Origin of the sequence: Lysobacter sp. K5869 (assembly GCF_018847975.1) — a bacterium.
GTDB lineage: Bacteria > Pseudomonadota > Gammaproteobacteria > Xanthomonadales > Xanthomonadaceae > Lysobacter.
The window spans coordinates 359,108-377,554 of the sequence record NZ_CP072597.1 but is presented as its reverse complement, the minus strand read 5'-3'; the positions used below and the strand labels follow the sequence as shown (position 1 = coordinate 377,554).

17 protein-coding genes are annotated in these 18,447 nt (G+C 70.0%); 7 read left to right on the top strand and 10 right to left on the bottom strand.

Annotated features, from left to right (window positions below; genetic code table 11):
• Positions 1–3 precede the first annotated feature (3 nt).
• The gene (locus tag J5226_RS01590) at positions 4–390 is read left to right on the top strand and encodes a hypothetical protein (protein WP_215838122.1); all 387 of its coding nucleotides are present in this window, start codon (positions 4–6) and stop codon (positions 388–390) included.
• Between the two features lie 117 nt (positions 391–507).
• Here J5226_RS01590 and J5226_RS01585 read toward each other — a convergent pair whose 3' ends face one another.
• Positions 508–2,637, bottom strand: coding sequence for a M13 family metallopeptidase (locus J5226_RS01585; RefSeq protein ID WP_215838121.1), 2,130 nt, complete (start codon positions 2,635–2,637; stop codon positions 508–510).
• Positions 2,638–2,945: 308 nt separating this feature from the next.
• Here J5226_RS01585 and J5226_RS01580 point away from each other — a divergent pair, with 308 nt between their 5' ends.
• Entirely contained in the window at positions 2,946–4,016 is a 1,071-nt protein-coding gene (locus tag J5226_RS01580; protein WP_215838120.1) for an AI-2E family transporter, read from the top strand.
• 25 nt (positions 4,017–4,041) lie between these two features.
• Here J5226_RS01580 and J5226_RS01575 read toward each other — a convergent pair whose 3' ends face one another.
• Positions 4,042–4,803: a helix-turn-helix transcriptional regulator gene (locus J5226_RS01575; protein ID WP_215838119.1), complete on the bottom strand. Its 762-nt coding sequence runs from the start codon at positions 4,801–4,803 to the stop codon at positions 4,042–4,044.
• Between the two features lie 121 nt (positions 4,804–4,924).
• On the opposite strand from J5226_RS01575, the gene J5226_RS01570 reads away from it, so the two are divergent.
• Positions 4,925–6,331: an FAD-binding oxidoreductase gene (locus J5226_RS01570; protein ID WP_215838118.1), complete on the top strand. Its 1,407-nt coding sequence runs from the start codon at positions 4,925–4,927 to the stop codon at positions 6,329–6,331.
• A gap of 1 nt (position 6,332) precedes the next feature.
• Positions 6,333–7,283 (top strand): class I SAM-dependent methyltransferase, encoded by a 951-nt coding sequence (locus J5226_RS01565; protein ID WP_215838117.1) that lies wholly within the window; start codon positions 6,333–6,335, stop codon positions 7,281–7,283.
• Positions 7,284–7,336: 53 nt separating this feature from the next.
• Here the strand turns inward: J5226_RS01565 and J5226_RS01560 are convergent, their stop codons facing one another.
• Positions 7,337–8,179 carry an N-acyl homoserine lactonase family protein gene (locus tag J5226_RS01560; RefSeq protein ID WP_215838116.1) on the bottom strand — a complete coding sequence of 281 codons (843 nt, stop codon included), beginning with the start codon at positions 8,177–8,179 and terminating at the stop codon, positions 7,337–7,339.
• Between the two features lie 98 nt (positions 8,180–8,277).
• Positions 8,278–9,297, bottom strand: coding sequence for an alpha/beta fold hydrolase (locus tag J5226_RS01555; protein WP_215838115.1), 1,020 nt, complete (start codon positions 9,295–9,297; stop codon positions 8,278–8,280).
• Here J5226_RS01555 and J5226_RS01550 point away from each other — a divergent pair.
• A complete protein-coding gene (locus J5226_RS01550; RefSeq protein ID WP_215838114.1) occupies positions 9,290–10,039 on the top strand; it encodes a TetR/AcrR family transcriptional regulator in 750 nt (249 codons plus the stop codon). The genes J5226_RS01555 and J5226_RS01550 overlap by 8 nt on opposite strands.
• A gap of 15 nt (positions 10,040–10,054) precedes the next feature.
• On the opposite strand, the gene J5226_RS01545 is transcribed toward J5226_RS01550, so the two are convergent.
• From J5226_RS01545 to J5226_RS01530, 4 genes are all read right to left on the bottom strand, one after another.
• Positions 10,055–11,503 carry a hypothetical protein gene (locus J5226_RS01545; RefSeq protein ID WP_215838113.1) on the bottom strand — a complete coding sequence of 483 codons (1,449 nt, stop codon included), beginning with the start codon at positions 11,501–11,503 and terminating at the stop codon, positions 10,055–10,057.
• 190 nt (positions 11,504–11,693) lie between these two features.
• Positions 11,694–12,656 (bottom strand): alpha/beta hydrolase, encoded by a 963-nt coding sequence (locus tag J5226_RS01540; protein WP_255322961.1) that lies wholly within the window; start codon positions 12,654–12,656, stop codon positions 11,694–11,696.
• A 38-nt stretch (positions 12,657–12,694) separates the two neighbouring features.
• A complete protein-coding gene (locus tag J5226_RS01535) occupies positions 12,695–14,254 on the bottom strand; it encodes a pyridoxamine 5'-phosphate oxidase family protein (RefSeq protein ID WP_215838112.1) in 1,560 nt (519 codons plus the stop codon).
• Positions 14,255–14,313: 59 nt separating this feature from the next.
• Positions 14,314–14,859: a peroxidase-related enzyme gene (locus J5226_RS01530; protein ID WP_215838110.1), complete on the bottom strand. Its 546-nt coding sequence runs from the start codon at positions 14,857–14,859 to the stop codon at positions 14,314–14,316.
• Between the two features lie 132 nt (positions 14,860–14,991).
• Between J5226_RS01530 and J5226_RS01525 the strand changes: the two genes are divergently transcribed.
• Positions 14,992–15,891 (top strand): LysR substrate-binding domain-containing protein, encoded by a 900-nt coding sequence (locus J5226_RS01525; protein ID WP_215838108.1) that lies wholly within the window; start codon positions 14,992–14,994, stop codon positions 15,889–15,891.
• Between the two features lie 16 nt (positions 15,892–15,907).
• Here J5226_RS01525 and J5226_RS01520 read toward each other — a convergent pair whose 3' ends face one another.
• Together J5226_RS01520 and J5226_RS01515 are read right to left on the bottom strand one after the other, a co-directional pair.
• On the bottom strand, positions 15,908–17,386 hold the full coding sequence (locus J5226_RS01520; RefSeq protein ID WP_215838107.1) for an MBL fold metallo-hydrolase: 1,479 nt from the start codon (positions 17,384–17,386) through the stop codon (positions 15,908–15,910).
• Positions 17,387–17,653: 267 nt separating this feature from the next.
• Positions 17,654–17,923, bottom strand: a complete 270-nt coding sequence (locus J5226_RS01515) for a hypothetical protein (protein ID WP_215840571.1) — start codon at positions 17,921–17,923, stop codon at positions 17,654–17,656.
• Here J5226_RS01515 and J5226_RS01510 point away from each other — a divergent pair, their 5' ends adjacent.
• On the top strand, positions 17,924–18,274 hold the full coding sequence (locus tag J5226_RS01510) for a hypothetical protein (RefSeq protein WP_345778193.1): 351 nt from the start codon (positions 17,924–17,926) through the stop codon (positions 18,272–18,274).
• Positions 18,275–18,447 lie beyond the last annotated feature (173 nt).

Below are 18,447 nucleotides of genomic sequence, written 5' to 3'. Positions count from 1 at the left end.
CCGATGAAACACGCGCTCTGGCTGGTGCTGCTCGCGCTGGGCCCGCAGTCCGCGGACGCGGATGAAACGCGGCCGGCCTTCGCGGGATTCGTCGTGCATCCGCGCGACGGGGTCGGCCCTGAGTTCGAATTCTCCTCCGCTCGAGCCACTGCCGATGCGCCGGTAGTGATCACGGTCGTGGGCCGCAAGGCCAAGGCCTCGGACCGTGAACACCGGACCAGCCTGCAGAAACACTGGCTGCAGCAGAACGTCCCCGCAGGCAGCGAACTGCGGATGCGCGAGCAAGCGATGTGCGATTACGGCCCTGGAACCGGCCGTTGCGACCGTTATGAGTTCGAGCCCGGCGGCGAGCGCAACGCCTACTACTTTTATCTCAACAACTGGCCGTGAGCCGCGAGGGGCGGGCGCCTTCGCGCGCGCCCCTCGCGCCGGCATCGCAGCGTTCGCGCCCGCGGCCGGCGGCGCGATTCGCCGTCGGTCGCGGGCGCTGGCCCGATGCGGGCCGCGTTACCAGATCTTGATCCGCTGCTCCGGCGCCAGATACAGCTTCTCGCCCGGCTTAGCGCCCCACGCGTCGTACCACGCGTCGATGTTGCGCACGGTCTGCGCGCGCTGCGCGGCCGGCGCGTGGCCGTCGGTGAGGATGCGCTGGCGCAGGGCGGCGTCGCGGATCTTGCTGCGCCAGGTCTGGCCGTAGGCGAGGAAGAAGCGCTGGTCGCCGGTCAAGCCGTCGATCACCGGCGCGTCCTTGCCGCCGAGCGACTTGCGGTAGGCCATGTAGGCGATGGTCAGGCCGGAGACGTCGGCGATGTTCTCGCCGGAAGTCTGCTTGCCGTTGACGTGCAGGCCCGGCAGCGGCTCGTAGGCGCTGTACTGCTCGGCGAGCTTCTTGGTGGCCTCGTCGAAGTGCTGCGTGTCCGCCGGCGTCCACCAGTTGGCGAGCTTGCCCTGGCCGTCGAACTCGGCGCCGGTGTCGTCGAAGCCGTGGCTGATTTCGTGGCCGATCACCGCGCCGATCGCGCCGTAATTGGCGGCCGGATCGGCGCCCGGATCGAAGAACGGCTTGTCCAGAATCGCCGCCGGGAAGTTCATCGCGTTCTGCAGCGGCAGCTGCACCGCGTTGACCGTCTGCGGCGTCATCCACCATTCGCCGTTGTCGACCGGCTGGCCGAGCTTGCCGATCTGGTGGCGGTATTCCTGCAACTCCGCGCGCAGGCGGTTGCCGAGCGCGTCGTCGGGGCGGATCTCGAGTTTGGCGTAATCGCGCCAGCGTTCGGGATAGCCGACGCTGACCTTCATCGACTTGGCCTTCTCGCGCGCCTTGGCCTTGGTTTCGGCGGTCATCCAGGTCAGCGAATCCACGCGCTCGTCGAACGCGGCGAGGATGTTGCGCACCATTTCCTCGACCTTCTGCTTCGAGGCGGCCGGGAAATACTTCTCCGCGTAGACCTTGCCGACCGCGTCGCCGAGCGCGGCGCTGGTCGCGTCGAGCGCGCGCTTGCCGCGCTCGCGCGCCTGCGGCGTGCCCGCCAGGGTGGTGCCGTGGAAGCCGAAGGCGAGATCGCTGTACGCCTTGGGCAACTCGCCGGGGCCGCGCACGGCCTCGTTCCAGGCGGCGTGATCGAGCGCGTGGAAGGCGAGGTAATCCTTCCACGCCGGCAGCGGTTCGCTGCCGACCAGGGCGGCGATGCCGGTGATCGCGCTGGGCTGCCAGGCGACGATGGTCTTCTGCGCGGACAGGCCGGCGGCGTCGAAGAACGCGGTCCAATCGATGCCCGGCGCGCGCTGCGCGAACGCCGCGGTCTCCCAGGGATTGTTCGACTTGTGCACGTTCTGCGAATCGATCACCGGCACGTGCGCCTTGGCGATCTTGGTTTCCAGGGCGAGGATCGACTTGGCCTTGGCTTCGGCGTCGGCGATGCCGGCTTGCTTCAGCAGCGCGACGATGTACGCCTCATACGCCGTGCGCGTGGCCGCCATCTCCTTGTCGGCGGACAGGTAGTACTCGCGGTCGGGCATGCCCAGGCCGCCCTGCATCAGGGTGGCGACGTAGGCCGGCTGCTCCAGGCCCTTGGCCACGAACACGCCGAACAGATTGTCGGTGTGGAAGTTGGTGGCGTTGAGCGGATCGGTGTCGGCGCGCACGCTGCCGCCGAGCGCGCGCGACAGCGCGGCGCGGTCGGCGATCGCGCCGATGGCGTCGAGCTGCGGCTGCAGCGATTGCAGGTCGCGTTTCTCGATCCCGGCTTCGTCCATGTAGGCGGTGTGGAAGTCGGCGATGCGGCGCGCGTCGCTGCCGGCGGCGGGGTTGCTCGCGGCGAGCTGCGCGATCAATTCGGCGTTGCGCTTCTCCGCGGTTTCCAGCAGCACGGTGAAGGCGCCGTAGTTGGAGCGGTCGGCGGGGATCTCGAAGTTCTTGCGCCAGCCGCCATTGGCGAAGGCGTCGAAGTCGTCGCCCGGCTTGACCGACTTGTCCGTGCCGGTCAGATCGACGCCGGACACCGGCGCGGCGGCGGGCGCCGCGGGCGCGGGCGTCGGCGCGGAGGCGGTTTCGTTGGCGGCGGGCTTGCACGCGACGAGGCCGCCGGCCAGCGCCAAGGTCAGGCCGAGGGAAAGAAGGTTGGGGCGAAAGGTCATGGGCGTGGTTCCGTGACGGGCACTGGGAGGACTGCGGACGCTGCGCGGCCGGCGCATTCGATGCGGCGCGGCCGGCCGGCGGTCGAAGCCGCGAGCGCCGGCGCAGCGATCTCATTGTGCGTCGCCCCTCCTCGGCACGGAAGTGCATGACATTCGTCATCCTTGGCCGTGGCTTTGCGCGCTGAGGCGGGCCGATGCGCGAGCCGGCCGCCGCCGCCGGCGTCCGGTCCGACACCCGGGCGGAAAGGCGGAGGAAAAACCGCAAGAGCGCCCACTACAATGCCGCGTCGAGTCCCAGGAAGGCCGCAATGGATCCCCATGTCGAACCCGTCGCGGCGCCCGGCGCCGGCACCGCTTCCCCGCTCGCCGCGGCCTCGCTGAAAGCGCCGCCGGCGCGCATCGCGGCCTGGCTGTTCGCCGCGGCGGCGCTGTTCCTGGTGCTCAAGTTCGGCCTGCTCAGCGCGTTGCTGTCGGGGCTGCTGGTGTTCCAGCTCGTGCACACGCTCGCGCGGCTGGTCGACCGGCGGGTGAAAGGGCAATGGGCGCGCCTGATCGCGGTGGTGCTGATCGCCGCGCTGGTGGTCGGCGGCCTGACCCTGGCGACGCTGGGCCTGATCGCGTTCTTCCGCGCCGACACCGGCGGCGAACAAGCCTTGCTGGCGCGGCTGATGGACATCATCGACGCCTCGCGCACCCAGGTACCGGCCTGGGCCCGGCCGTATCTGCCAGAAGATCTGAGCGACCTGCAGCGCGCGTTGAGCGCATGGCTGGACGAGCATCGCGGCGACCTGAGTCTGGTCGGCGCGGAAGCGGTGCAACTGGGCGCGCGGCTGGTGATCGGCATGGTGCTCGGCGCGATGATCGCGCTGCAGGAAGAACTGCAGCCGCTCAAGCTCGGCCCCTTGGGTTCGGAACTGCTGGCGCGCGCGTCGCGCCTGTCCGACGCGTTCCGCCGGGTGGTGTTCGCGCAGATCAAGATCTCGGCGCTCAACACCGTTTTCACCGCCGCTTTCCTGTTGATCGTGCTGCCGCTGTTCGGCGTGCATCTGCCGATGGCCAAGACCTTGGTGGTGCTGACCTTCGTGGTCGGCTTGCTGCCGGTGGTCGGCAATCTGATCTCGAACACGCTGATCACCGTCGCCGGGCTGTCGGTGTCGATCTACGTCGCCGCCGCGGCGTTGCTGTATCTGGTGTTGATCCACAAGCTGGAGTACTTCCTCAACGCGCGCATCGTCGGCGGCGAGATCCAGGCGCGCGCGTGGGAGCTGTTGCTGGCGATGCTGTCGATGGAGGCCTTGTTCGGCATGCCCGGGCTGGTGGCGGCGCCGATCTATTACGCCTACCTCAAGCGCGAATTGGTCGAGCAAGGCTGGGTCTGAGGCCGCGGCGCCGAATCGACGGCCGTCAGCGCCCGGACTTCGGTCGCGCCGGCGCGCTCTCGCGCAGGCTGTCGACCAACGAGAACACCCACGGCCGGCTCGCGACCAACATGCCGACGCTGCGCCGGCGCTCTGGCGGCAGGTCGACGTCGAGTTCGGCGGCTTCCTTGAACTCGGCGACGAGCTTCTCCAGCTTGCGCCGCAGCGTCGCCGCCGAGGCTTCGCCCAACTCGCGGATTTCCAGGGCGAAATACGCCTCGCCGCCGGCGAAGGCATCGGCGATGAATTCGCGGCTGGCCATCTGGAAATAGCGCGCGCGCACCGGGCCGTCGTCGCGCCAGGAGAAATCGCGCGGCACGCGCAGGCGCACGCGGTCGCCGGGCAACAGCTCGATCAGGCGCAGGCGATCGAGCTGGGCGAGCAAGCGCACCAGCTCGGTCTTGCGCAGGCCGTAGCCCTCGCCGATGGCGGCGGTGCGCCAGCCTTGGCAGAGCAGGTGGAACACCGTCATCAGGCGCGGCTCGGCGGCCAGCGCGGTTTCCTGATGCGCGCTCAAGTGGCGGCGCGATTCGCGGGTGCCGCGGGCATTGCGCGCGAGCTCGAAGAAATCGATGTCGAGCGCATCGCAGATTTGTTCCAGCCGCTCCAGGCTCATGCGGCCGCTGGCGAGCGTGCGCTTGATCGTGGGTTCGGACACGCCCAGCGCGGCGGCGAGGTCGGCGTAGCGCCAGCCGCGTTCCTTGAGGATGCGCTTGAGCGCGGCCAGCAGACGTTCGCGTTCGATCATGGCGGCGCGGGTTCCAGGCGGCGGGACAGTTGGGATCATATTCCGATACTTCGACTGCGCGAATAGCGGACGGAGATACCAAGCGGTACGGTGCGGGCCATCCCGTCCCGTGCCCGCGCCCATGTCCGCCACCGCCGAATCCCGCGTCCCCGCGTTCGAATCGCTCAACGACGTGCATGCGCGGCTCAATCCGACCCGCGCCCGCGTGTTGCGTCCGGCCTCGCTCGATGCGGCCTGCACGGCCGTGCGCGAATGCGCGCGTACCGGCCAGCCGCTGATTCCCGCCGGCGCGCGCCACGCGATGGGCGGCCAGCAGTTTTTGTCCGAAGGCGCAGTGCTGGATACCTCGGCCTTATGCGGCGTGCTCGGTTTCGACGACGCGCGCGGCTTGCTGACGGTGCAAGCCGGCATCCGCTGGCCCGCGGTGCTGGCGTGGCTGGCGTCGAGCCCGGACAACACCGGCGACTGGACGATCCGGCAGAAGCAAACCGGCGCCGACGATTTCAGCCTCGGCGGCGCGGCGGCCTCGAACATCCACGGGCGCGGCTTGGCCTACGCGCCGTTCGTGGAGGACGTGGAAGCGCTGACGCTGATCGACGCGCAAGGCCGGTGCGTCGAAGCGAGCCGGACCTCGCGGCCGGAATGGTTCGCCTTGGCGATCGGCGGATACGGTTTGTTCGGCGTGGTCGCATCGTTGACCTTGCGTTTGACGCCGCGGCGGATGCTGCGGCGCGATGTGCGGCTGGCGCGCGTCGGCGAACTGCAGGCCGCATTCGCCCAGGCCATCGCCGAGGGTTGCCTCTACGGCGATTTCCAGTTCGCTATAGATCCGGGCAACGACGATTTTCTCGATCTCGGCGTGCTGTCGTGCTATCGCCCCGCGCCGGGCGCGGCCGCTTCGGCGCCGCGCCATTTGCAGGCGGACGATTTCGCCCGCTTGCTCTGGCTCGCGCATCGCGAGCCGTCGCGCGCGTTCCGCGAGTACGCCGATTTCTATCTCGCCACCGACGGCCAGCACTACGCCAGCGACGCCCAGCAGACCGGCGTGTATCTGGACGGCTACCACGACGCGGTGGACCGATCGCTGGGCCACTGCGGTTCGGAGATGATCACCGAGCTGTACGTGCCGCGCGCCGCGCTCGCCGGATTCATGGCACGCGCGGCCGACAGTCTGCGTCGCCGTGGCGCGCAGCCGATCTACGGCACGGTGCGCTTGATCGAACGCGATCCGACCAGCGTGCTGGCCTGGGCGCGCGAGCCCTGGGCCTGCGTGATCTTCAATCTGCACGTGCGCCACGACGCCGCCGGCATCGACGCGGCCGCGGCCGCGTTCCGCGCCTTGATCGACGACGCGTTATGGTTCGGCGGCAGTTATTACCTCACCTATCACCGCTGGGCCACGCGCGCTCAGCTGGAGGCGGCGCATCCTCGCTTCGGCGAATTCCTGCGCGCCAAGCGCGAGTTCGATCCGGGCGAGCGCTGGCAGAGCGATTGGTATCGCCATCACCTCGCGCTGATGCGGGCCTGAGATGGAGCGCATCTCCACTTCGATGCTGTTGGCCGCGGCCTGCGTGCGTCAAGCGCGGCGCGACGCCGACCCTGCCGTGCAACGCAGCGCGGTTCTGGCCCACGCTTGCCTGCAGCGTTGCGGCGCGCCCGGCCGGCGCTTGCTGTTCGCGGTGGATCGCGCGCCCGGCCGCTGGCTGTTGGCGCTGCTGGAAGCCTTGTACTTGCCCGGTCTGGGCGCCCATTACGCTTGGCGAAAACGTCATATCCGGCGCTGGGCGCTGCAGGCCTGCGACGGTGGCGCGGAACAGGTCGTGCTGCTCGGCGCGGGATTCGACGGCTTGTCGCTGGCGCTGCTGGCGCGCGCGCCGCACCTGCGGGTCATCGAGATCGAACGCGAGCGCACGGTCGCGATCAAGCGCGCGGCGTTGCGCGAGATCGGCGCGGACGATGCGCAGTTGATCCTGGTCGCCGCCGACTTGTCCGCGCGCCCGATCGCCGCGGTGCTGCGCGCGTCGCCCGGCTTCGATCCGCAGCGGCCGACCTTGATCGTCGCCGAGGGCGTTCTGATGTATCTCGGCGTGGACCAACTGCGCGTCTTGCTGCAAGGGCTGGCCGACACCCTGCCGGGCGCGCGCTTGATCGCCACGGCGATGGACGTGGACGCCGCCGGAACGCCCGGCTTCGCGCGTCAGCGCCCTTGGGTCGGCCGCTGGCTGCGGCGCGCCGGCGAACCGTTCCGCTGGGGCGCCGCGCGCGACGCACTGGGCGCGGCGATGAGCGACGCCGGAGCGCGCTTGGACCGGCTCGCCGATCCGGACGCCGTCGACGATCCCGATCCGTCGCCGGGAGAGTGGGTGTTCGCGGGCTCGCTTCAGAGGCCGGCGTCGGACGCCGAGCCGGTGGCGTCCGATGCCGGCGATAATCCGCCCGCATTACGTACGGCCGCATCGGCCGCGGCATGCGGCCGATAGGGAGGACGCCGCGATGTCCCGGCGGACGACCGTCGCCCGCCGGGACGACATCGCTAATCCAGATAGGCCGGCGCCTTCGGCAGCGCGTCGAAATCGCGCCGGTCGTGCTGGATCACCAAACGCCCCTGGGTGTTCTTGAGGATCCGCCGGATGCGATCCATCGATCCCAAAGTCTCGCCGCGCGAGTAATTGAACACCGGCATGCGGCCTTGCTCGAAGTTCTCGCGGGTGTGGAACAGATCGCCGGAGAGGATCACGGTGCCGGTCTTCGGCAGGCGCAGCATCAGCACTTGATGGCCGGCGGTGTGGCCGTTCGCGCGCAGGATCCGCACCGAGCCGTCGCCGAACACGTCGCGGTCGAGATCGATCAGTTCGACCTTGGCTTGCTTGTACGCGGAGAGGTTGTCCGGCGTCACGCTGGTCGGCGTCGGCTGGCCTTCCAGCGCCTGCACTTCGCGCCGGCTCAGCAGCCAGGTCGAACGGGCGAAGGCGTTGGCGTTGCCGGTGTGGTCCCAATGGAAATGCGAGAAGGCGATGTACTCGATATCGTCCGGACGCAAGCCGATGGCGTCGAGTTGCGACTGCAAGGTCTTGGCGACGACGGCGCGCACGCCTTCGCGGATCTTGACCCCGCCGGGCGTCGCGGCGAGGCGGTCGCCAGGGCCGGAATCCCACAGCAGGTCGCCCTTGGGATGGCGGATTAGGAAGCAGGGCGCGGACAACTCGCCCGGTTGGCCGTCGTATTCGCCGGTGTCGGAAAACGCGCCGAGATCGTCGAACACGATGCGGCCGCAGTCGAAGGCGTACAGGCGCAGCGACTCAACCTTCGGTTCGGCCTGGGCCGGCAGGGCGAGGACGGCGGCGAGGATCAACAGCGCGATGCGGAGGAGGACCATGGGGCTCTCGATGGCGGGAGGGGCTGACGGGACGCCATGATCGGCATCCCGGGCCCGCGCCGAAAGCGGCCCGGACGACAACGATCGATGGAATCGGGTCAAGCCTCGCGAAGGCCGCCGGCAGCGGGCGCGGCATCTGCGCGCTGCGCGATGAAGCGCACGATGCGCGCCATCGCCTCGCGTCCCTCGGGCGTCGGCATCGCCGCGTAGTTGTGCGGTTGGCCGAGCCGCAGATGCAGTTCGACCGGAACCTCGCAGGCGCGCGCGCGTTCGGCCAGATCCACGCTGTCGGGATAGAGCAGGTCGTGGGTGCCGGAGAAGATCAGCATCGGCGCGAGCCCGCGCAGGCCGCCGTTCAAGGGACTGACGTAGGGATGGGCGAGGTCGAGATCGCCGGCGTAGAGCTTGGCGGCTTCGAGAATGCCGGCGAGGTCCTGCAGCGGATCGTAGCCGGCGATGGCCGCGCGCTGCGGCGTGTCCAGCGCGGCGTTGACGCCGGGCGAGACCAGCACCAGCGCATCGGGTTGGCGATGGCCGCGATCGCGCAGCCACTGCGCCGCCGCCAGCGCCAAACCGGCGCCCGCGGAGTTTCCGACCACGGTGACCTCGGCCGCGCCGGCGTCGCGAAGGACGTCGCGCAACAGCGCGCCGGTCGCGGGAACGAGATCGCGCGCGGTGGCGCGCGGCGCCAGCGGATAGATCGGCACGATGCAGCGCGCCCGCGCTTCCCGCGTCAGCCGGCCGACGATGCGCCAGTGCGCGCGCACGATTTCCTTGAAGTAGCCGCCGCCGTGGAGGAACACGACGTAGCCGCTCCCGTCGTCTTGCATGTGCAGCGGCGCGGTGCGGTACACCGGCCAGCCCTCGGCGTAGCTCAGCCGCACCTGCACGTCGCGGCCGAGTCCGACCGGCGCATGCGAGGTGGGCCGCGCCGCGGCCGCGCACACCGCGCGGTGCACGGCTGCCGGCGAGCCCCAGCGCTGTTTGGCGCGCAGCGATCGCAGCACGCGCTCGATGCAACGGCTCTGCCAACTCGGCGGGCCGCCGGTGGTCGGATACGGGCGCGGGCTGGCGCTGCGCCATTGAAGCGTCTGCGCCGCGAGGCTTTGCGTGTTCATCGCTGCATCCCTGGCAAGGGTGGACCGGGCCGCGGACCGCGCATGGCGGTCGCCGCCTGTCTCGAATAATATGAGCGATGACTCGTGTTTGATACTCGTATTCGGACCGGCCCCCGCCATGGCGCGCAAACCGCTGACCAAGCCCAGAAAGAACGCTTCCCAGGACCGCTCGCGCGCGACCGTCGACGCCTTGGTCGAGGCGACCGCTCGCATTCTGGTCAAGGATGGCTTCGACAGGGCCAGCACCAACCGCATCGCCGAGGCCGCGGGTGTCAGCGTCGGCTCGCTGTATCAGTACTTTCCCAGCAAGGAAGCGCTGGTGGCGGCGGTGATCGACCGCCACAACGACGAACTCACCCGGACGATCCGCGCGGCGATGGCGGAAGTCGCCGGCCAGCCGTTGGAAGCGGCGGTGCGCCGGCTCGCGGTCATCGCGATCCAGGCCCACCGCATCGATCCGAAGCTGCACCGCGCGCTGACCGAGCAAGTGCCGCGCACCGGCCGGCTGGAAAACGTCGAGCTCATGAACCGCGAAGCTTACGGCCTGTTCCGCGCGTACTTGGACGCGCACCGCGAGGAGCTGCGGCCGGTCGATCTGGACATGGCGACCTTCGTCTGTGTGCACGCGATCGAGGCGGTGACCCACAACGCCGTGCTGTACCGGCCGCAGCTGTTGGCGCGGGAAGGCGAAACGGCGCTCGCCGACGAAGTGACGCGGCTGATTGTCGGCTATCTGCGCTGAGCGGCGGGCGCCGCGCTACTTTCCGCACAGCCTACACGAGGCCGCGCAGTACTGCGCTTTTTGCGCGACGGTGTAAAAGGTCGACGAACAAAAGCCGTTATTGATCCAGGTGCTGCAGCGGCTGTCCTTGTCGGAGCACGCGGGCATCGGATTGATCAGCTCGAAGCTGGGGTAGCCGCCTTCCGAGATGCCTTCGCTCGCCGCCGCGGTGTCGGCGCGCGCCGCCGCGGCGTTTTTGCTGGGGCCGATGCGGTAGGCCCGGCGATGGCCAGCCGAGTCGGTGCTGACGCCGACGATCCATGCGCCGTTCGCGCTCATCGCCGCGGGCAGGTTGGTGTGTCCGCCGAGCGTGCCCAAGTCCTGCATCTCGTTCGTCGGCGTCCACGAGAACGCGATCTGCGCGCCTTGCGCGGTGTCGGTCATGCCGAGAATGCGGCCGTTGTCGGCGATCTGCCGCGCATACGCCTGCGAGCCGCCGAGCAGGCCGAGGTCGAGCGCGTCCTCGTTCGCGGGCGCGTCCGCCGGCGCCCACACGAAGCTGCGCGAGCGGCCGTCGCCGGCGATGTAGTTGCCGACGACCAGGCCCGACGCGCCGATGTCGGCGGCGAACACTTGCTGGCCGGCGGCGGCGTCGCGGGGCAGCCCGCGCAGCAGCGCAGGCGCGCCGAGCGTGGGCCGCCAGCGCACCGCGGCCATGTCGCCGACCGCGTCCTCGCAGGTGCCGGCGATGTAGCCGGCGGCGTTGATCGCGGTGGCGATGCAGCCGCTGCCGCCGGGCACGCCGGGCAGCATCGTCACGCTGTAGCCGCCCAGCGCGTTCGCCGTCCAACGAACCGCGACCACGCCGCCCTGGCGCAGGTCGCAGCTGCCCACCGCGGCGGGCGTCGCCGCGGAATCCAGCGCCATGACCCGACATTCGGTCACCGGCGTCAGCAGCGGCGGCAAGGTGCCGGGCACGGGCAACGAAGTGGCGGCGGTCTGGCCGCTCTTCCAGATCACCGGAACGTCCTTGCCGCCCGGGCTGGTGCTGATGCCGACCACGGCGCCGGCGGCGTTGATCGCCACCGCCGCGGCGCGGTCGTCGCCGGTGCGGCCGTTCAAGACTTCGGGCAAGGCCGAGGGCAGCGACGGCGCGCGCCAGACCACCGGCAAGCGTTCGCCTTGTTCGCCCAACTCGCAGTTGCCGGCGATCTGTCCGTCGCGGGCGATGCCGAGCGCTTCGCACGGCCCATCGAGTTCCAGGCCGCGCAGCGGCAACGCGACGCTGCTGCCGGCGGCCCAGTACGTCGGCAGGAAATCGCCGGCGGCGCTGCGGCATTGGCCGGTCGCGGCGCCGGAGTCGTTGACGCCGGCGGCGGTGCAGACCCCGCCGCCCAAGCCGGCGAGCGCGGTCGGCGCGGCGTGCGCGGCGGGCAGCGCCAGCAGCGCCGCGAGGAATAAGGGATGCGATGCGATCGGGCGCATGAACCGGCCTCCAGCGATGCCTGGATCGAACGATGCGGTGGGGAGACGTTGCTCGCGGTGCTGCAACGCGATGCTACGCAAGGCCCGCGCGCGCGGCCGAAATCGCATCACAAGGTGAGGGTTCGTGAGGCGCAAAACGCGCATCGGGTCGCAAGCGACCCGATGCGCGTTGCGGTGTTCGCCACCGAACTCAGTCGCGGCGCGGCTTCACGTGGCGGTCCATGAACTCGCCGATCTCGGCGGCGATGGGAACCAGATCCTCTTCCAGCGCGAAGTGGCCGGTATCGTAGAAACGCAGCCGCGCGTTCGGCAGGTCGCGCAGATAGGCTTGCGCGCCGGGCGCGAGGAAGATCGGGTCGTTCTTGCCCCACACGATCAACGTCGGCGGCTGGTACTTGCGGAAGTACGCCTGCCAAGCGGGATAACGGCCCGGGTTGGAACCGTAGTCGTGCAGCAGCCGCAGCTGGATCTCGCGCAGGCCCGGGCGGTCGAGCAAGGCCTGATCGAGCAGCCAGTTTTCCGGCGCGATCGCCGCCGGATCGCGCACGCCGTGCAGGTAATGCCACTGGGTGGATTCCAGGCTCAGCAGTTTCTGCGCGATCAGCTCCGAGCGTTGCGGCGTCGGATCCTGCCAGTACGCGCGCAGCGGATCCCATAGCGTGCCCATGCCTTCCTCGTAAGCGTTGCCGTTCTGCACGATCAACGATTCGATGCGCTCGGGATGCGCCACGGCGAGGCGGAAGCCGACCGGCGCGCCGTAGTCGAACACATACAAGCTGTAGCGCTCGACCCGCAGTTGCTCCAGCAAGCGGTCGACGGTGACGGCGAGGCGGTCGAAGCTGTAGTCGTAATCGGCCGGCGAGGGCGCGGCGCTGGCGCCGAAGCCCGGATAGTCCGGCGCGATCACCCGGTAGCGGTCGGCCAGCAGCGGCATCAGCCGGCGGAACATGTGCGAGGAACTCGGCAGCCCGTGCAGCAGCACCAGCACCGGCGCGTTCTTGGGGCCGGCTTCGCGGTAGAACAGGTCGACGCCGTCGACCTGCACGGTGTGGTGTCGCACGGTTTGCGGTTCGGCCGACGGCGGTGCGGCGGCAGCGGAGACGGTAGGCAGCATCAGCGAGGCGGCGAGGGCGGCGGTGAGCAAGGGACGCATGATCGCGGGGATCCGAAAGTGGGGGAATAGGAAGGAAGTCAGAGGTCGAGCGCGAGGTGCGGGGTTTGCGCCCGCGACACGCAGATGCACATCAGGTTCGAGCGTTCGCGCTCGGCGGCGGTCAGCACGCTGTCGCGGTGTTCGGCGACGCCGTCGAGCACCTTGACCGCGCAGGTGCCGCAGTGGCCCGCGTTGCAGTCCGACGGCGCGTCGATGCCGGCGAGGTGGATCGCTTCCAGCACGGTCTGGGTCGGCGCGACCGACACGCTGCGGCCGCTGCGGCGCAGTTCGATCCGGATCGGGCGGCCGTCGGCCGATGCCGTCGCGGAGAACCGCTCGAAGCGCACCCGGTCGGCGAGACCGAGTTCGTCCGCTGCCGCGACCACCGCTTCGATCATCCGCGCCGGGCCGCAGGCATAGATCAAGGCGTCGGCCGGCGCTTCGGCGAGCGCGCGGCGCAGGTCCAGGCGCTGGCCTTGTTCGGACGGATACAGCCGCAGCGAATCGAAACGTTCGCGCAAGGTCTCGACGAAAGCCATCTCGCGCAGGCTGCGCCCGGCGTAGTGCAGGCGGAAGTCGGCGCCGCGCGCGGCCAGCGCATGCGCCATCGCCTTGATCGGGGTGATGCCGATGCCGCCGGCGATCAGCACCGCCGGCCGGTCGCCGGCTTCGAGTTCGAAATTGTTGCGCGGCGGGTCGCAGCGCAGGCGCAGGCCCAACTCGAACGCGGCGTGCAGCGCCTTGGAACCGCCGCGACCGGCGTCTTCGCGCAGCACCGCGATTTCGTAGACGTCGCGGCGGGCCGGATCGGAGCAGATCGAGTAATGGCGCAACTCGACGCCGTTTGCGGTCGGCACCGGCACGCGCAGGTGCGCGCCCGGCGCGAACGCCGGCAAGTCGGCGCCTTGCGGGTCGCGCAGCTCGTACACGCGCACCCGCGGCGTGGCCTGACGGACCGCGCCGACGGTCAGTTCCAGCGCGCCTTCGCCGAGCACCTCGGGTTTGGCGGCGACGGTCTGCGATTGGCGCAATTGCTCGCGCAGCGGCGCCAGCATCTGTTCGACTTCGGTTTCGGTGTAGCGCGGGGTGATGTGCTGCGGGCAGTTCCAATCGCAGGCTTCCACCTCGATCACCACGCCGCGCTCGACCCGCGCGCGGTAGGCCGGCATCTCCAGGCGCGCGATCAGTTCCGGGTTCTCGTCTTCGTGGACGACGCGGGCGCGGCCCCAGATTTTCAGTCGGCGGCGGTTGCGGTAGTCCATCAGGATGATCGAGATGCGCTCGTTCGCGGCCAGATTGCCGACGCTCAAGTACTGCCGATTGCCGCGGAAATCCGCGTAACCCAGGGTCTTGCTGTCGATCACGCGCAGGAAGCCGGCGGGGCCGCCGCGGTGTTGCACGTACGGCCAGCCTTCCTCGCCCACCGTGGCTTGATAGAACGAATCGCGTTCGCCGATGAACTCGGCCTCGCGTTCGCCGATCTCGTCGCGCGCGTCGTCGCTGAGCTCGAACGCGCGGTTGGCCTCGCGCGCGCCGTAGCGTTCCTGCACCTGCTGGACGCTGGGGGTGAAGCTGATGCGGGCGAAGGCGCGAGGCATGGAAGGCTCCGAACATCGGGGCGCCGGTGCATCCGGCGCCCGCTGTGGTGGGTGGGGAATCAGGCGGCCGCGGCCAGCGAGACCTTGGGGAAATCGATCTCGACGCGGCTGGCCTTGCCGAGGATGTTGGTCAGCAGGTTCATGCCGACGTGGGTGATGATCTCGACGATTTCGGCGTCGCCGAAACCGGCGTTGCGCACCTCCAGGATCTCGGCGCTGGTGACTTCGCCGTGGTGCTCGACCAGCGAGCGGGCGAACTTCACCGCGACCGCGGCCTTGGCGTCTTGGCTGGTGCCGTCGCGGTTGGCCTGGATCTCGCCGGCGTCGAGGCCGGCTTTCTGGCCGATCTGGGTGTGCGCGGACAGGCAGTACTCGCACGAGTTCTGCTGCGCCAGCGCCAGGGCGATGCGCTCGCGGGTCAGCGGATCGAGCGCGCCGTCGCCGGCGATGCCGTACAGGCCGAGGAAGGCGCGCAGCGCGGCCGGCGAGTTGGCGAACACCTTGAGGAAGTTCGGCACGGCGCCGAGCTGGGACTGGATCGCGCTCAGCAGTTCGCGCTGCTGGGTATCGGCGGTTTCGGGTTGGACGACGGCGATGCGGCTCATGGGGGGGCTCCGGTTCGGTTCGAGGCGGGGAAGGGCGCCGTGCTTCGGCGTGGCGTCACTGTCCTCCATTTCCCCTGGCGCAGGAATCGGCGCTGGATTAAATTCAATATTCCGAAAATAGGAATAATCGGCATGGACCGGTTCCACCTGATGTCGGTGTTCGTGGCCGTGGCCGAGGAAGAGAGCTTCGCCGCCGCGGCGCGCAAGCTCGGCCTGTCGGCGCCGGCGGCGACGCGCGCGGTGGCGGCGCTGGAGGAGCGGCTGGCGGTCAAGCTGCTCGACCGCACCACCCGCTTCGTCCGCGCCACCCAGGCCGGACGCCGCTACCTCGACGACGCGCGCCGGATCCTGCAGGAGGTGGACGAGGTCGAAGAGGCCGCGGCCGGCGTCAACGCCGCGCCGCGCGGGCAGTTGGCGGTGACCGCGCCGGTCCAGTTCGGCCGCATGTTCGTGTTGCCGGTGGTGGTCGATTACCTGCGCCGCTATCCAGGCGCGCAGGTGTCGGCGCTGTTCCTCGACCGCGTGGTCAACCTGTTGGAAGAAGGCGTCGACGTGGGCGTGCGCATCGGCGAGTTGCCCGATTCCAGCCTGCAGGCGATCCGGGTGGCGACGGTGCGGCGGGTGCTGTGCGCTTCGCCGGCGTACTTGCGCGAACGCGGCGAGCCGCGCGCGCCGGCGGACTTGGCCGGGCACGACATCGTTTCGGCGTTGGGCATCAGCCCGACCATCGAATGGAAGTTCGGCCACGGCAAGACGGCGCAGACCCAGCGCATCGAGCCGCGGCTGGCGACGAGTTCCAACGACTCGGCGATCGAGGCGGCGGCGAGCGGGTTCGGGATCGCGCGCTTGCTGTCGTATCAAATCGCGCCGCACCTGGCCGCGGGCACGCTGCAGGTCGTGCTGAGCGAGTACGAGCCGCCGCCGGTGCCGGTGCACGTGCTGCATCGCGAGGGGCGTTACGCCTCGGCCAAGGTGCGCACCTTCGTCGATCTGACCGTGGCGACGTTGCGCGGCAACGCGGGCTTGCACTGAGGCGCGCGTGCGCCGTCTATTCGGCCAGATCGCCGTATTCGGTGTAGATCGGACGCAACACCCGAACCCCGTCGAAGCGCTCGCCCGGCTTGAGCGCGCCGCTGTCGCGGCCGTGGCGCAGCTGCGCGCCTTCGCGCGGCGCGCCGTCGATGCGCACGATCTGGTCGACGTCCGGCGGGGTTTCGATGCGATGGGCGAGAAAATGTTCGCGGCCTTCGCCGAACGCGATCCACTCGGCCGAGCGCGGTTCGCGCCCCGGCTCGAAGCGGCGGAAGTGGACGATGCGCGCGACCCGCACTTCCACGTTTTCGGCGATGCGCGCGCCGCCGCGCTCGAAATGGCCGCGATACAGGTCGGCCCGGAAACGCGCATCGGGCTGGATCGTCTTGGGCAGCGCCCAGCGCTGCGTCGGCACCAGCGTGTAGTACTCGTCCGGATGCGCGCGGGCGTCGTCGCGGTAGGCGCGCAAGCTCGGTTCGGGCAGCTCCGCGCGCAGGATCAGTTGGTAATCGTGCGGGCGGTGGAACATCGGCAGATGCGAGAGATACACCGCGTCGGTGCCGGCCACGAGCATGCCGTGGCTGCCGGGCGGGTCGTCGAACTCGCCGGCTTGTGGCACGCGCGCGAAGGCGAAGTCGGCGAACGCGGTTTCGCCGAGGAAGTCGCCCAGGCGCGCGGTTTCGCGGGTCCATTGCGCGATGTGCGCCGGGTTCAACGGCAGCGGATGTTCTTCGGGCTGGAACGCGCTGCCCAGCGGATACAGCGCGTACGGCCGCGCGCTCATTTCGACGTGGGCGCCGAGCGCGCGCTCGACCCGGTGCGCGCGCGCGAACGCGGCCAGCCGCTGCGCGCTGGCGCGATAGGCGGCGAGGTCGCGCACGGTCAGCAGGCCGGGATACAGCGTGTCGCCGGTGAACAGGCTGGCGCTGGCGGGGTCGTAGACCGCGATGTGGGCGGCTTCGTGGCCCGGTAGCGGCAGCACGGTCAGGGTGCGGCCGCCGAGCTCGAACGTCGCCTCGCCTTGCGGCCATCGGGTCAGGCCGAAGAACGCGGCGACTTCGGCGGCGCCGCGGCCGACGATGCGGGTGTCGGTGCGGTCGCGGAACTGATCGTCGCCGTGGACGTGATCGCGATGGGCGTGGGTGTGCGCGACGGTCAGCGCCAGCGGCGCCGCCAAGCCGCGTTCGCGCTGCCACTGCCGCAGCAGGCCGTCGACCGTCGCGCGCAGCGGCAACGCGGCGCCGTCGGCGGGCTCGGCGCCGGTGTCCAGCAGCAGCGCGCCGCGCTCGCCGGCGATCAGATACAGGAACGGCGCCTCGAAGTTGCTGGCTTTGGATTGGCGCAAGATCCACAGCCCCGGCGCCGCGGCCTGCACCTGCAACGCCGGTTCGCCGGGCGCGCCGTGGATCCAGCGCTGCGCGAGCGCGAATTCGGCGGCGCGCGCGGGCACGGCGGTGGCGGCGATGCAGAGCAGGGCGGACAGGAGCAGGCGCATCGGCGTGACCGCGAACGGAGGAGGTGCGCAGAGTATCCGCCCAGGCCGGCGTTGCGTAGCGCGCCGGCCGTCGCCACCACGACCGGGCGCGTCGCTCGGCGCCGCGCGCCTCCGATCTTCGCCGCGCCGCCGATGCCGATGTCGATCAGGCAGTGGGCCCGATCCCTCGAGCGATACACGCCGACGGTGTACTTCGCCGCGCGCGACCCGCGGTCGCGGGCGTGGCGCGATCGAAACCGATGCGCGACGCGCGCATTGCGGCGCCGCTCAGCTTGCGCGGCGTTTCTTGCCGCTCGTGTCCGAACGATTCAGCCTCGCGCAGGCTTTTTCGCGCGGCGCTAACGTCGGCCGCTCCAGCTTGTACGGGCAGCCTGCGAGCGCCCCATCGGCGGGCGCTTCGCCGGCCCCGACCGGTTCACTCAAGGAGAAACAGGCATGACCATGCGCATCGCGGGTATAGCGGTCCTGGCTTTCGCTTTGGCGGGCAGTTTCGCGGTCCAACCGGCTCGCGCCGCCGGTGCGGAGACCAAATGCCACATGACGTTCGATACCTCAGGCTGGGCCGTCATCTACAAACACATCAACGGCAGCGGCCGTGTCACTTGCGACAACGGCCAGAGCGCCAACGTGCGCATCCACGTGCGCGGCGCCGGCCTGACCGCGGGCAAGTACAGCATCGAAAACGGCAAGGGCGAGTTCACCAAGCTCAAGGGCATCGGCGAGATCTACGGCACTTACGTCACCGCCGGCGCCAATGCGGGCGTGGTGAAGAGCGGCGAGGCGCTGGCGATGACCAAGGGCCAGGTGTCGCTGGCCGTCAGCGGCACCGGCCGCGGTTTCAATCTCGGCGTGGACGTGAGCGGGTTCGAGATCGTGCGCGCGAAGTAAGCGTCGGCGCATCGACCGCGATTCTAAGAGGGCGCCGTTCGGCGCCCTCTTCGTTTCTGTATCCGAACTTGCGCCGGAATACTGTATCTGCAGTCGCTCGAACTGCCGGCGTTGCCGGGCGTTTTCGCCGCGAGTTGAGGCAGCGCATCTTCCCATCGTCCAGTGCCGAGCGT

Excerpts from the sequence above, each read along its gene's own strand:
- J5226_RS01590 (WP_215838122.1), top strand. The coding sequence starts at position 4 with ATGAAACACGCGCTCTGGCTGGTGCTGCTCGCGCTGGGCCCGCAGTCC.
- J5226_RS01585 (WP_215838121.1), bottom strand. The coding sequence starts at position 2,637 with ATGACCTTTCGCCCCAACCTTCTTTCCCTCGGCCTGACCTTGGCGCTG.
- J5226_RS01580 (WP_215838120.1), top strand. The coding sequence starts at position 2,946 with ATGGATCCCCATGTCGAACCCGTCGCGGCGCCCGGCGCCGGCACCGCT.
- J5226_RS01575 (WP_215838119.1), bottom strand. The coding sequence starts at position 4,803 with ATGATCGAACGCGAACGTCTGCTGGCCGCGCTCAAGCGCATCCTCAAG.
- J5226_RS01570 (WP_215838118.1), top strand. The coding sequence starts at position 4,925 with ATGTCCGCCACCGCCGAATCCCGCGTCCCCGCGTTCGAATCGCTCAAC.
- J5226_RS01565 (WP_215838117.1), top strand. The coding sequence starts at position 6,333 with ATGGAGCGCATCTCCACTTCGATGCTGTTGGCCGCGGCCTGCGTGCGT.
- J5226_RS01560 (WP_215838116.1), bottom strand. The coding sequence starts at position 8,179 with ATGGTCCTCCTCCGCATCGCGCTGTTGATCCTCGCCGCCGTCCTCGCC.
- J5226_RS01555 (WP_215838115.1), bottom strand. The coding sequence starts at position 9,297 with ATGAACACGCAAAGCCTCGCGGCGCAGACGCTTCAATGGCGCAGCGCC.
- J5226_RS01545 (WP_215838113.1), bottom strand. The coding sequence starts at position 11,503 with ATGCGCCCGATCGCATCGCATCCCTTATTCCTCGCGGCGCTGCTGGCG.
- J5226_RS01540 (WP_255322961.1), bottom strand. The coding sequence starts at position 12,656 with ATGCGTCCCTTGCTCACCGCCGCCCTCGCCGCCTCGCTGATGCTGCCT.
- J5226_RS01535 (WP_215838112.1), bottom strand. The coding sequence starts at position 14,254 with ATGCCTCGCGCCTTCGCCCGCATCAGCTTCACCCCCAGCGTCCAGCAG.
- J5226_RS01530 (WP_215838110.1), bottom strand. The coding sequence starts at position 14,859 with ATGAGCCGCATCGCCGTCGTCCAACCCGAAACCGCCGATACCCAGCAG.
- J5226_RS01525 (WP_215838108.1), top strand. The coding sequence starts at position 14,992 with ATGGACCGGTTCCACCTGATGTCGGTGTTCGTGGCCGTGGCCGAGGAA.
- J5226_RS01520 (WP_215838107.1), bottom strand. The coding sequence starts at position 17,386 with ATGCGCCTGCTCCTGTCCGCCCTGCTCTGCATCGCCGCCACCGCCGTG.
- J5226_RS01510 (WP_345778193.1), top strand. The coding sequence starts at position 17,924 with ATGACGTTCGATACCTCAGGCTGGGCCGTCATCTACAAACACATCAAC.